The 14,188-nt window shown below is 38.2% G+C and carries 10 protein-coding genes; all 10 read right to left on the bottom strand.

Going from position 1 to position 14,188, the window contains the following annotated elements; genetic code table 11:
* Position 1: 1 nt before the first annotated feature.
* The 10 genes from tssE to ACWPWK_RS05420 all read right to left on the bottom strand — a co-directional run bounded on the left by tssE (position 2) and on the right by ACWPWK_RS05420 (position 13,405).
* On the bottom strand, positions 2-439 hold the full coding sequence (tssE, locus tag ACWPWK_RS05465) for a type VI secretion system baseplate subunit TssE (protein WP_109371284.1): 438 nt from the start codon (positions 437-439) through the stop codon (positions 2-4).
* A 5-nt stretch (positions 440-444) separates the two neighbouring features.
* The gene (tssC, locus tag ACWPWK_RS05460) at positions 445-1,923 is read right to left on the bottom strand and encodes a type VI secretion system contractile sheath large subunit (RefSeq protein WP_109371282.1); all 1,479 of its coding nucleotides are present in this window, start codon (positions 1,921-1,923) and stop codon (positions 445-447) included.
* Positions 1,924-1,943: 20 nt separating this feature from the next.
* Positions 1,944-2,441: a type VI secretion system contractile sheath small subunit gene (gene tssB / locus ACWPWK_RS05455; RefSeq protein WP_088494827.1), complete on the bottom strand. Its 498-nt coding sequence runs from the start codon at positions 2,439-2,441 to the stop codon at positions 1,944-1,946.
* A 632-nt stretch (positions 2,442-3,073) separates the two neighbouring features.
* Positions 3,074-3,559, bottom strand: coding sequence for a hypothetical protein (locus tag ACWPWK_RS05450; protein ID WP_454208490.1), 486 nt, complete (start codon positions 3,557-3,559; stop codon positions 3,074-3,076).
* 435 nt (positions 3,560-3,994) lie between these two features.
* On the bottom strand, positions 3,995-4,312 hold the full coding sequence (locus ACWPWK_RS05445; protein WP_109371278.1) for a hypothetical protein: 318 nt from the start codon (positions 4,310-4,312) through the stop codon (positions 3,995-3,997).
* A gap of 461 nt (positions 4,313-4,773) precedes the next feature.
* Positions 4,774-5,103, bottom strand: coding sequence for a hypothetical protein (locus tag ACWPWK_RS05440; RefSeq protein ID WP_109371276.1), 330 nt, complete (start codon positions 5,101-5,103; stop codon positions 4,774-4,776).
* Positions 5,104-5,105: 2 nt separating this feature from the next.
* Positions 5,106-9,635: a DUF6531 domain-containing protein gene (locus ACWPWK_RS05435; protein ID WP_109371274.1), complete on the bottom strand. Its 4,530-nt coding sequence runs from the start codon at positions 9,633-9,635 to the stop codon at positions 5,106-5,108.
* A 14-nt stretch (positions 9,636-9,649) separates the two neighbouring features.
* Positions 9,650-10,654, bottom strand: coding sequence for a DUF2169 family type VI secretion system accessory protein (locus ACWPWK_RS05430; RefSeq protein ID WP_109371272.1), 1,005 nt, complete (start codon positions 10,652-10,654; stop codon positions 9,650-9,652).
* 9 nt (positions 10,655-10,663) lie between these two features.
* Positions 10,664-12,784 (bottom strand): type VI secretion system Vgr family protein, encoded by a 2,121-nt coding sequence (locus ACWPWK_RS05425; RefSeq protein ID WP_109371270.1) that lies wholly within the window; start codon positions 12,782-12,784, stop codon positions 10,664-10,666.
* 102 nt (positions 12,785-12,886) lie between these two features.
* The gene (locus ACWPWK_RS05420; protein ID WP_036939804.1) at positions 12,887-13,405 is read right to left on the bottom strand and encodes an Hcp family type VI secretion system effector; all 519 of its coding nucleotides are present in this window, start codon (positions 13,403-13,405) and stop codon (positions 12,887-12,889) included.
* Between the last annotated feature and the right edge of the window lie 783 nt (positions 13,406-14,188).

Below are 14,188 nucleotides of genomic sequence, written 5' to 3'. Positions count from 1 at the left end.
ATTAAAATTGCGTCAATTGGTATCTACGGTTGCTGTCTAATTGCACTTTAAATTCAATAAGTTGCTTTTGATTTTCTAATAAGAGAAAAGCAGTAATATTAAATTGCAGCGACAGTGGCTCTGCTTCATTTTCTATAAAATGAACAGTGACATTGGTTATTCTTGGTTCATAAGTCGTAATGCAATCCGCAATAATATTGGATAAATGAACCTTGAAATCGACTCCTGTTAATGTCGCATCGTTTAAATCAGGAATGCCTAAAGCGGGAGTACTTTGGCAACCTAAAGGTCTGCTGTTTAAAACCTGATTTAAATTTTGCTTAATTGACATGAGTAACGCTTGGATTTTTGCGCGTTGGGAAGAGCCTGAACTCTTCCCTTGTATGCGCTCAAATAAACTGGAAGCGGGGTTGTCTTCCAAATTATATAGAGCTGTCATCGCACTTATTCCTTATCTAAGCGACCAACAAGTGATAACTCAAAGTTTGCACCCATATATTTAAAATGAGGGCGAACTTGAATAGCCACTTGATACCAACCTGGATCACCATCAACATCAAGAACTTGGATTTGCGCAGAGCGAAGAGGGCGTCTACTACGAACATCTGCGGGTGGATTTTCTTGATCCGCAATATATTGTTTTAGCCAGATATTAAGCTCCCGCTCAAGATCTTGGCGCTCTTTCCATGAACCAATTTGTTCGCGTTGTAGCACTTTAATATAGTGAGCTAAACGATTGATAATAAACATGTAAGGAAGCTGTGTTCCTAACTTATAGTTAGTTTCTGCTAATTTTCCTTCACGCGTATTAGGATAGTTTTTCGGTTTTTGTACTGAGTTTGCAGAGAAGAAAGCGGCATTATCGCTGCCTTTACGCATTGTTAAGGTGATAAAACCTTCTTCTGCTAACTCAAATTCACGTCTATCAGTAACTAAAACTTCTGTTGGGATCTTAGTTTGTAATTCACCCATCGCTTCAAAGTTATGAACAGGTAAATCACCTACAGTTCCGCCACTTTGAGGACCAATAATATTTGGACACCAGCGATATTTTGCAAAGCTGTCATTAATACAACTTGCTAATAAGAAAGCGGTATTACCCCATAAGTAATGTTCATGATCTTGCTTCACATCTTCAGAGTAATTAAATAACTTAATTGGATTCTCAGTAGGTGAATAAGGTAAACGCACTAAGAAACGAGGTGCTGTTAAACCTAAATAACGCGCATCTTCAGATTCTCGCAGTGAACGCCATTTGGTGTGAGCAGGACCTTCAAATACGGATTTCAAATCTTTAATTGCAGGCAATTCAGCATAGCTATTAATGCCTAAGAAATTAGGTGAAACGGATGAAATAAATGGCGCATGAGCCATTGCACCCACAGCACTGACGTATTGCATTAATTTCAGATCAGGCGTGGTGTTATTAAAGGCATAGTTACCAATCACTGTTGCGACGGGTTCACCACCAAATTGACCATAGCCTGATGAGTAAACATGCTGATAGAAACCGGATTGTACAATCTCAGGTGAAAACTCAAAATCTTCTAATAGTTCTTCTTTTGTAGCATGTAAGATATTGATTTTAATGTTTTCACGAAAATCAGTACGATCAACAAGTAATTTTAATGAACGCCAAGAAGATTCAATTTCTTGAAATTTTGGCGCATGTAAAATTTGGTCGACTTGAGCACTTAATTGAGTGTCTAACTCAACAAGCATTTTATCAATCAGTAGCTTATTGATTGGCTCTTCTTCTGACGGGCTAGCAAAAATATTGCTAATAAACGCAGCAACGCCTTGTTTTGCAATATCATAAGCTTCGGTTTCTGGCGACATTCTTGATTGCGCCATAATTTCATCAAGCAAAGAGCCGCCAGACGTTGTTATCTGCTCTTGTTGGGCTTCATTAACTAAAGACATAGAATAATCCTCTGTAAATATTATTTTTGGCTGGCAATATCAAGCTCTTTGAGTAACTGTTCGCGTGTGGCTTCATTTTCCAGAAGCTCTTGCAGACGTTTTCTAAAAGCAGGGATATTGCCAAGAGGACCTTTTAGCGCAACAAGCGCTTCTCTTAGTTCTAATAGTTTTTTTAGCTCAGGAACTTGGCGTGCAATATTATCCGGAGAAAAATCTTGTAGTGATTTAATCTCTAAATTGACGTTAAGATCAGACTCACTTTTTTCATCTAATGCATTTGGAACCGCGATATTAAGATTAATACCCGCACTTTCCATAACAGAGTTAAAGTTGTTCTGATTAATTGAAATGGTTTTACGATCTTCAATGGGCGTTTCTTCAGTCTTTCCTTTCATATCGCCCACAATAAGCATATTTAAAGGCAATTCGACTTCAGATTGAACACCACCATCATTAGGGATGTATTTAATATTAATACGTTCTTTGGGCGCAACACTACCAAGAGTATTTTTACTCATTTAAACTAAGCTCCTTATTTAGCTTAAGTTCTTAATTAAATACTCAGCGTCTTGATGAATAATTTAAATTAAGAAATACCTATCCTAGGCAATAATATAATTACCTTATATGAGTTTAATTTTCCTGGTAGAAATAAAATAATAACTAAAAATAAAATAATAAGTAATTTTTTCTAATATATGCATTTAGTTTTATATAAAACAGTTCTTTAGTCAATAAGAAATATTTAACGTTCTTTAATTTTATTTACAGTTGATTAGCTTTGCATTTAATTTAAATATAATGATTTAACTTTGTAAGTAAGTTTTTTCATCTGTTTTACTCATATTATGCAACTCGATAGGAATTAATTAATTTATATTTAATTTAAATTGTAAATATAGGAAATAGAAATTTCACTATGAGTTATTTATTTTAATTTCATATAACTAATTAATATTTAAGGTTAATTTAATTTAATGATTTTAGGTTTGTTTATTTTCTTGTTTTAAAATATCGCATTCTTTTTGATGAAAAATAGAGCGGTTTTATAAGAAAAAATAATGTAACGGATTGTTATTATCCTTATTTGTAATTAAAATGGGAGGGATAAATAACTCTAAGTGAAATTATGGTTGTTTCTGTGAGATTTTTATTTATTAGATAAAATATTTCCGTTATGGATAAAAATATCATTATTGATTAAATTTAAAACAATATAAAAATTTGATGTTGATTGTATATAAATATTATTTTCTTTTTGTTTAATATTGATAAATGGATTTGACGTTGTTGAGTATAAAAACCACTTTATATTATTATTTATATCCATTTTAACAATAAATCCATCACTCCCCATTTCACCTTCACCACAGAGCACGATATGCTTATCATCAACGAATACTTCGTTATTTATCTGAATTTCTGACCAAATGTCATCATTGTCTTTTAGCAGTGTATTTAATGTTGTATCACCTTCATATGTAAGAAAATATTCTTTTTGATAGGAATGTGTTAATTTAGAATTTTTAATAAAATCAATATCGATAAATCTTATTAATCCAGAGCAATCATAAATAAGAGCTAGCCCGATTAATTGATTATTTAGCCATTTGTTTTGTAATAAATTTATATTCATTAATTTTATCTACTTTTTTAGTTTTACTTATTTTTTTTAGTGTGAATTTTAGATTATTTATTTTAAATGTTTGTTTTGATAAGACATATTACCATTAGTAATACCACGTTTTCGATCGAAAACCGTGTTGACAGACGGAATAAATTGATGATCGGTGATATTGAGATTGTTATCGTACTGAAATTTCTCACTTTGGCGTTCAAACTGGCATCGTCGATATCTTATGAAGAGAAAAGAGACATAGCTAAAATAAGCAAATTTAGATATGAGCTATATTGTTGTAATGAAGATATCCAAACTATTAGGGAATAAAACCACCAATAGCAAACGCAATTGAATGAAGTAAAAAATTCTATGCGTGAGCTGATGGTTGAGTATGTAAGCGGCTAAAGACTAAATTGAGTAAGCGAGGAAATAAGAGGAATCACACGCTTACTAAAAAGAATCTTCCCATTTGAAAGTGATATTAAGAGGATCAATCTCTAATGATCTTTTAATGCCATTAAAGTCAGTTTCTCCATATATTTTATCCTTATCAATTCTGAGTAGTTTTAGTCCATATCCAAAACAAAAAACAGTTAAAGTATTGTTTACATATAATGAAGTAGATATTGTCTTATCCATGGAGTAAACCAAGTCTAGTTTTATACTTTCTTTGATGAAGGTATAAGTCCATTGCAAAAAGTCAGCATCGAAGTTTTCGGGTTTCAAGCCAAATGCCTCTAACATTTGTGTATCAAATTGTTCAACCATAGCTTAGGTATCATTGTTGTTAATCTTAAGGTTCCATCAACTGAAACTTCCCAAGTTGACTCAAAATGAGCAAATTTTCCGCTAGGTCCAGCAAAAAGAGAATCTTTGGTTACAAAAGTTAAAGTTTTACCTTTAACCGTTTTGGTAAATTGATTGGCAATATTAGATGGTGTGTTAGCTGCTTGGACTAAATGATCCGATAATATTTTATGCCTTGCGGGGTTATCAGGTACCCCTAATTATTTCATCACTATAGCCATTTGTTCAGACCGAGCCTTATTGTGAGGATTAGAATTAACTCTACCAAAGAAATAATCAAACTTAGCTGAATCAATGATAGGACACCCTTCCAACCCAACCTGTCGGACAATGCACATACCCATAAGGATTAAAGCCATCTAATAATCCAATGGGGTCTGGTGAAATATATTGCTCGTGTACTTATTATTTAAAAGGAAAAGTCATTCTGGTCCATCCCATTCAAGTTTATCTTTTAAGTGCTCAGGGACGATACTAAATAATTTTTTTATATCATCTTGATGAGAAAAATAATTAGTACACTCTCTTTTGTTAGCTTTTTCCAAATAAAATTTAGCTTGATTATTTAAAAAGTATATGTCATTGGAAGTTATTTCTTCTTCAATAATGGATATTACAACATTATGTAATAATTCGGCCTCATAATAACATGACTTATTAAAAGCTTTTCCTATACATGTTTGAGTTTGAATATTCCTTATATAAGAAAGAGATCTCCATAACATATTAGAATATATTTCAATTTTTCTCATAGTTAAAATCCTAGTTTATTCCTTAAGCTACCTAAAAAACTTCTTGATGGCATTGGTTTAGATTCGAGAGGTGGTAAGTCCTGTTTAGTCCATCTGCCTTCATTCAATAATTGAGTAATGTATTGTGAATTACCTGTTTCTTTATATATTTCTTGAGCTGCAGCCATTCTATGATGTCCTTCCGTAACATGATATGTCCCTTTGGAATCTAAATACCCACCAATTCTCTTTTTTATATCCTTAAAATCAAAAGATCCATCAAGCATTGCTCTTTTTATACCGTCTATTTGCCCCGGTTTTCTAAATCCAGTCTGGGTTCCTCTTATTTTGGGGGGAGGACATGGAGTCAACCCAAACGGATCTACCCATCCCGTTGGACAATGCACATACCCATAAGGATTAAAGCCACCTAATAATCCTATTGGGTCTGGTGAAATATATTGCCCAGTGTCCTTATCATAGTAGCGAAAGCGATTGTAATACAAGCCACTTTCTTTATCTTCATATTGTCCCGCAAAACGAAAATGGCATTCGGTATATTCAGGGTCGTTATCGGCATAATTATCATGAGATTGCCAAAACGCCATTTGTCCCCATGTATTCAACCGACCTGCCCAACTGACAATGCCTTTTTCGCTAAAGATTTCTCGCGGGGTGCCTTGGTGGTCAGTCACCACATAATGCAGTTTTCCACTTTGATAACGTGCCGTTGGGGTGATTTCATTGGGTTGATAGAGCCACTGAATTTGCGAATCATAAGCGGATGTACCATCGGCATAAATCGGGGTTTCTTGCACCATTTGGTTGCCCGACCACAGATAATCCACACGCTGAACGCGTTTATCTTTAAAGGGCGAGTTTAACGGTGGTGTAGGGCGATTATCGACCACCTTGTGTTTACTGAGTCTTCTGCCAAAAGCATCATAGGTATAACGCCAGCATTCCCCCTCAGGATTAAAACAGGCGATAAGTTGGTTAAGGGTATTCCATTGGTAATACCACGTTTTTGCCCGAAAACCGTGCTGATGAACTACTTTTTGTGTTAATCGACCATTAACGTCGTAGTGATAATCTTGATAACCTTTGGTGGTAATACGACGTGTCACGCGGCCTTTTTGTTGCTGCTGCGCCAGTTGTAAAAAGGCACCTTGCGCGTCAGACGGAATAAATTGGTGCTCGGTGATATTGAGATTGTTATCGTACTGAAATTTCTCGCTTTGGCGTTCAAACTGGTTGCTGTATTGGGTTTCAACAATTTGATCATTGGTGTTATAGCGATATTGCGTCCGGTTCCAGCGAGCATCATCGATATTGACCAGATTAAAGGCTTTATCGTATTGATAACCTCGGTGAACATCGGTCGATATTGGTGGTTGAAGCGGATTATCGTGTAGCGATTGTAAAAAGAACTCAGTTCCTCGACCTGCACGTTGATGGGCTAATAAGCCAGTGGCGGTGTAATGGCTCGAATTAGCAAAACCCGCTTGGCTTTGGCGTAAAAACTCTTGTCCCAGCGCGTTATAACTAAACTGCAATGGTGCATGTTGATTGACTTGCAATGAGGTCAGTTCATGAAGTTGACCAAAAGCATAGTTAAGTTCACGCTCACCAAAGTGGGTTTGGGTGAGGATATCGTGCTCTTCATCCCATTGATGCTTGATTTCTTGCCCATTAATGCGCTCACAACACAAATGCCCTTGGTCGTTATACTCAAATTCCACCACCGAATCAGGATTGGTGGATCGAATAAGTTGCAAACGTTCATTGTATTGATACGTGGTAGTAGAAAGGCACTTATGCTCGATGCCGTCAGCTAGCCAAATGCTTTGTTCGGTAACTAACCCTGTCTCATCATAATGATAACGGAGTTCATGATTATCAGGGTAACGAGTTGCAATACGTCGCCCTAAGCGGTCGTAGCGATATTGAATTTCACGTCCTGTAAAATCCACTTCACGAATAATTTGACCCGCTTTATCACGCTCATAAGAATAGACATCCCCTGTGGCGTTGATGACTTTTTTGAGTCGCGTTAGTGAGTCATATTCAAAGCGAATTTCCGTGCCATCAGGGCGTATTGTGGCGAGTAATAAATCAAATGCACCGTAACGATAGCGCGTAGTTTTGCCTTCGCCATCGGTGACGGCGACAACTCGGCGTTCGCTGTCATATTCAATATGTTGATGAATATCATCAGGCAGTAAAATATCGCTGAGACTGCCGTTAACACCATCATGCTCTTTGCTGTATTGATAGCGAGTGGTGTGGTTTAGCGCATTGGTCACTTGCAGTAATCGACCTAGCTCATCGCTTTGGTATTCGGTACTGTGTTGATAAGGGTTGGTGCTTTTTATTAATTGATTTGCGTGGTTATATTCATACTGCCACTGTGCACCATTCGGCTGAATAGCTTTAAGCAGTTCGCCATGTTGGCTGTATTCATAGGCTTGTTGGCGACCTTGCGGATCGGTAACTGTGGTTAAATTGCCTTTGTCGTCGTAGATCAGTTGCCATTTATCGCCAAAGGGGGAGACATATTCTGTCAACTGACCTTGAGTATTATATTGATACTCAATGGATCGTTCATCAGGAAAGGTAATTTGCGCAATATTGCCATCATGGTGGTAGAGATAAGAAGTCGTTTGTCCTAGTGCATTGGTTTCACTTATTTTTTGATTATTATGCCACTGTGTTTTGGTTTCATGCCCTAATGCATCAATTGCATGTGTAACGAGACCTGCATCATTATAATAATAGTAAGATTGCTCACCTTCATTGTTGAAATAGGTGGTCATCTTATGAACATCATCATAAATAAAACCACCACACCAATAACCAGATGGTGAGCTATTTTTTATCGCTCTGCCATATTTGTCATATTCAAGGTAATAATCCGTTTGGTCTGTATCATGCCAACGAGACATAAAACCTTCGGCAGTATATTCATGCCATAAGTGATTCTGCTGATAAGCATTACATTCACTCAAATAACCTTGTTTATCATACTGACAAGTAACTAATGGTTGAGAGATAACCTTATTGGCTAAGGTAATATGACTTAATTGATGAGAATGGTAATCCAAGTAAAGCGCTGTAATACCATTACGCGACACAGAGATTAATTGATGTTGTTCGTTGTAAATAAAATCAATACGTTGATGATTATTGTCTGTAATGGCAGATAGGCGTCGATAAGATCCATCTATATGGTTGAAATGATGCGTCAATTGGGTGCGATTGTCGAATAAACCTATATTAGCTTTTGTATCACCAGAGAGCAGAACATGAGGATAATAAGTATTACGGATATTGAGATGAGTATCTGTATAAGGATAGGTGATTTGTGCCCCTTCTTCATTGTGATAAATAATATTATCCGATTGAATTTCTAAGAATATCGACCAGTTATCTGTCCATTTTGGACCAAATAAGCCGGATGCGGTACCTGTTGAGCGATAGGTTCGTCGTAATGAAAGGGGTAAAAGCCCTGAAAGGGAGAACACTTCCCAAACTTGAATAAAATCGCCTGTGGCAACGTTAACAGGATCGGATTCACAGACCGCTTTACTGTTGCAGGATTTATTGGGCTTTATATTGGCGCTATTTTCACCTTGTGGTTTGGTTAATAAAGTGGCTTCTTTTGGTGGAGGTGGATCTTTTCTAATGAGTCGAGGTAACGCTTTAATACCATTTTGCAATAAACTAGCTGCCGCTTTGGTGAGAAAAACATATTCACCGACTTCTTCTATTAAGGCGCCTGATTCTTGTGCTTGGTTGTCGTACTTTAGCCGTTCAAATTGGGGTAAGTTTTCTTCTTTGCGCATTTCATGGGCAAGTGACGTCATTGTTTCAGTGTATTGCTGTTTTCCTTTCTCTGACATAAACCACGTTGCTGGACCATAGGCTTGCGATTCCATTTGATAGGACGCACTGACGGCATTGGCTTTGGCTATGGTTTCAACCAAACCAATTAAACCATTTAAAAAGCCTTTTCCTGCGCCTATGGTGGTATCTGGTAAGTTTTTTCCACCGATTAATTCTGCTTCATGATAAGAGTCATCCATCAAGCGTTTCAGCTCTTGATAGGACATCTGCTCTGGACGTTTTTTTTCTGGTGATACTTCAGTGGAAATTTCCGTGGCTTCATTGGCTTTTTGTAGGGTTTTTTCTTCAGAATAGAGGCGACCCGGTACATTATTGTTGTTCATCATGACATCAGAGCCATGAAAAGCGGCTGATTGACCACAAAAGCGCACGGTTGGCGAGCCACTAGTAATAATGCAGTTCCCACGTCCTAAACTGGTGCCCGAAATAATGCCAGACCCTGTATTTCCCTGTGTTCCTTTAATCACACTTCCCACTGTTAATGTCGGTACACCATTCACACGTACCGTGGAAACATAGGTTTCTTCTGCACTGAGTTGCTGAAAACTATCAAAGGGAACAACAGCATTGCCCACTTGGCAAACATCAGGGCCTGTGGCAATAACGCAGTAATCGGCATTTTTATTCCCGACGATTTTTTTTGTCATGATTAATATCCTTATTACAACTTATAAGCCTGAAGTTGCAGCGTGCTTTCCATCGTCGAGATCAATTGGCGATAACGCCATGTGAGGTATAGCTTTTTTTCATCAAGTGATACACATACTGTGTCTAGCTTTAATAACTCATAGGGTGTTTCTGAATGAGAAAAATGAGGAATGGCGACAAAACCAATATTAGGTAAAACAAGGTCTACACGAGGTGTTTGTGTAAAAAAACCACTTAATGAAAGGGTTTCATTACCCACAAAAAAGCCTTGTTGATGCTGATCTGCTGGCGTACTCATAAAGAAATCAGACTTAAAATCATCAGGATAATAAGGCTTTATTTGATTGAGCCATTCGTCGTTGTAGGTGCCTGCAAATTGTGAACGTTGTTGCCACCAACGACTATATTGTCCATAGCCTGCAACTTCCCACGGTTTATTAAGGTGAAATGCATGTTCCACAGAAGGATAGTGAATTTGAGGGGCAGGATATTGAAGCGCTTTATCAAGATAGCGACTCTCGTACCAACCTAAACCAATTGGATTTTTTTCATAAGCTTCTTGAAGGCTATTCTTGCCACCATAAGCATTCTCATAAATAAGCGGTAAGGCAGAAATAGGTTGTGGAGAGCTTAATTGCCAATCATGGTGATGTTCCCAATAACGAGGCCCACTGAGGGTCAATTTTTTGTTGATTTGCCCTATTGAGAGCTCAGTTTCCCACAGAGTTAAAGGCATTTCATCTAATGTTCGGGCGGTACCCACGAGATAAATTTCAGCATTGGGTTTATAAGACACAAGATCTGTTTCGTGCAATAAACTGCTATTTTCGGGCGTTGTTCGGTAAACATCCGCCATAATGAGCGGTTTTTGCTCATCAGCAATGTCACATATACCCGTGAGAGGATCAAAATCACAAGTGACTTTTACCGCAAGAGTTTGCCAATGTTCATCTTTATATCCCAGTTTTTCAAAGGAAAAATGAGGAAATGGAGTCTGGTTAATAACGTGTGCTAGCATCCGAAGCCCCTAATTGATATCGACATCTTTGCCCGAGATTTGCACCGGACCTGAGGCTTCAAAGCTAAATTCCGTACCATTTATTGTGATATGGCCAGCGCTATCCATTCTTAACACACTGGCACCGCAACGCAGTTCAAGGGCATCCCCTGCATCGATGGCTAACGTATTACCCACACTGATTTTTTTATGTTGACCAACCGATTCAGTGTTATTTTCATTAATAGTTTCAGTACGATTACCTTTCACCACCATCTCTTGATTTTTATCGATAATTTCAGCGTGGCTATTAAAGACATGCGTCGTGCGATTGTTAAGTACCACGGTATTCATATCCTTTTGCGCATGAATAAAAATCTCCTGCTTACCGCCCGCATCTTCAAAACGCAGTTCATTAAAGCCGTCACCCTTATGGGTTTTGGTTTTGATTGTGGTGCGAGTCATATTTTCAGGGAATTTCAACGGTGGCGCGTTACGCCCGTTATAGGTGCAACCGGTGATAATCGGTCTATCAATATCGCCATTTAAATAAGAGACAATCACCTCTTGCCCGATACGCGGTACGGCAGAAAAACCATAGCCATTACCATTCCAACCCATTGCTACGCGTACCCAACATGAGGCACTGTGATCGGGTTTGCCATAGCGATCCCAATGAAAATAGACTTTTACTGCACCCACTTCGTTGACGTAAATTTCTTCACCGGGAGGGCCAACCACAGTGGCAACTTCATCGCCATCGGCAGTGGGTTTGTAATGATGCGGTGGGCGCCACTCTTGTGTACCGGGAATAAATTCGACGCTATTAGACAGTTGAGTACCTTCACCACCGCCGTTATCTGCTAACGGCTGTACGCCATGATGCGAAACTTGAATGACTTGCCAATTATCATTCATCATTAAACTAGGGTGGTTGCTTAACGAGAAAATCTTGCCCGGCATTAAGGCAAAACAGTTGGTGCTGGAGCGCCCCACACGACTGCCGTTGCGCAGTTGTTCAAAACGAATAGCAGTGAGTGGTGCGGCTTGAGCATCTTCTTGAAAGCGTCCATAACTTTCAAACACACTATGCTGGCCACCTTTCTCTAATTTGGCTTGATGCGCTAACGGGTAAGAAGGACGGATAAAGTTATTGTCTTTTTGAATGGTTTCATCGACACAGAGATATTCGCCGTATTGCCATGTGGTTGCCGTGCTGTCGGTAATATCGCTTTCAGCCTGCGGGTTATAGGTTAAGTGAATACCCGCTGTCATCCCCATATGCTCATCGCTATAAAACAGTTGGTTCTCTTCAAACCAAAAGTTAATGCCTTCTTCAAAGGCTAAACGACACCAAAACGCATAAGCAGATTCTCGTTTTTGCGTGGTATAAGGGCGCGTTTGGTGTAAATCATCACGGTAAAATTTGCTGTCTGCTTTGATATGCGCTTCTTCCAACAGCGTTTTTAAAATCTCAGGCGCTTTTTTATGCTGAAAAATACGGCTGTCTTGATTTAGCGTCATTACCCACATTTCAGGACGGATGTCAAAGTGATACCACGTTTTTACACCGTCAGTATTGCCTTGTACGGCGCCAGCTAATATTCCGCGCACGGTGCGGACTTCTTTACCGTTACGTTTAACCGTTAACGAGGACGCCACACCTAACAGCGATTGAAAATCGATAAAAGGCAATGTGGTAACCGCGCTAATGGATAGCGAAAATAAACGTGATAACCCTTCATTTAAATTAAATTCAGTCACTTGAAAAGTACTTTCGGGTAAGCCGGCAATTTGGCAGGTAAAAACTAAACCCGAAGGTGAAACGGCACCTAATAGCGAATCTAACAGTTGTGCATAGGCTTTATTTTTAGCCAATCCTTCAGAGAATGTGAGGCCAGGCATATCGTCGTTTTTTATTCCTCCCGCAAAACCACTGCCAGAAATAAGTGCTGAGGTTTGAGAGGTCATGGATGAGGCTTGCGAAAGCCCTTGTTGTGCGGTCTGAGCTGTGGCGAGGGCTTGCTGAGTAGAGGCTGAAAGGGCGGAGGTTGCTTTAGAAATCGCTAACGCTTGCGCTTTGTCGAGCGCTTTCTTCTTTAATCCACCAAGTTGAGAGGTCGAATTATTTTTTTTATCTTTCGCAAACATCATTCGCTCCAATATCCACTGAGCAAGCTACCGCTTGTTTTTATCCATTAAGAAAACGCAAAGAAACACCTACACACCAAGGCGTGTAGGTGAAAGGAAGGATTAACCTTCGAGAGGCGCACGCCAGTCGTCAGAGCCTGAAGTACCTGCAACCGTGTGTTCCCAATCAATTTTGCGATAAGAAAGGGAGACTTCGATTAACTGTGTGAAGTCTGATTTTGCTGGATCTTGACAGTGAGGCATTTGGCAATCGATGTTGACGATAGTCGCATCGGTTAATGTGGTGGTGAAGAAATGCTCTTGTTTCCCTTCAACTGAAGTGCGATACCATTTTAAAGTGGTTTTCGGCAGCATTTCACCAGAGGCTAATGCGTTATACAGCAGAGGAACGGCTTTGTTTAACGCCACGGTAAAACGGAATGGTTTATGGGCACGTTGACCAGAAGGCTGACCAGATTGTGGATCAGTCGGTACTGTTACTACGTGAGAAAATGCTTGTACCAGCATTTCATCTTCGTGGCCTTGAACATAAATATTACCGACGGATTCCGCGGTAAATGCACCCGCAGTGATGTTACCTTGAGTTTTCCCTTCGATAGAGATATAGCATGGAGTTGGCATGGCAAGTCCTTAATTTACATTGAATAATCGTTTTTCAACAAAATCATTTTGTTGAAGTCCTTTCGATAAAAATCAGCCAGTGCGCACTGCGATTTGATAAGAGTAGCTTAAGTAATTTTGAAAGGAAGTAAAGGAAGGGGCGGGGAGAAAGGGCGTTGTATCCTCGTAGAATAAGTGACTTAGCGTAAAATAATTGTTCACGCGTTATTTACTGCTTTCGTTTCCTAGAATAAGTGTATTTACGTGCATAATTCTCTTTCGTAAATGTCCGAAATCTCGCTAAAGCCAGTCCGTTCTAATGTACATAGATTTTTAATATGTAACAAAATGTGTATTTTGTTTCAAATTGTAACAGTGTTGATTTATAAGGAAAAAATAATACTATTTTTATAAAAACAATCAAAAAAAGATTTATTTTGATATTGGTGTAAAAATGAACACTTAAAATTTGGTTATATATAGAGATAAATATAATCTTAAGTGTAACCATTTTAACTACTACCTTATTTTCCTCTGAATCAACATCAAATAACCAATCCATTGTTATATTTCTTATCACTACCTCCTTTTTATGTGCTCAATTTATTAACTTAGTAATATTAGTGATCTTGTGGATTATTTGTTAATCAAATCATTTTATCCAACTTATTTTATTTGAAATTTGAATGTGTCATAAACCCATATTTAACAAATAGGCAGTAGATCTTTAATAGTGAAAAATTTTATATTTTGACAAAGAAACCAAAAAAATAACTAGCTGAATATGCTCTCATTTTACTTGAC

The organism is Proteus sp. Marseille-Q3619, assembly GCF_965283115.1.
The sequence above is the reverse complement of the archived record's forward strand: the minus strand, read 5'-3'. Positions and strand labels throughout refer to the sequence as shown.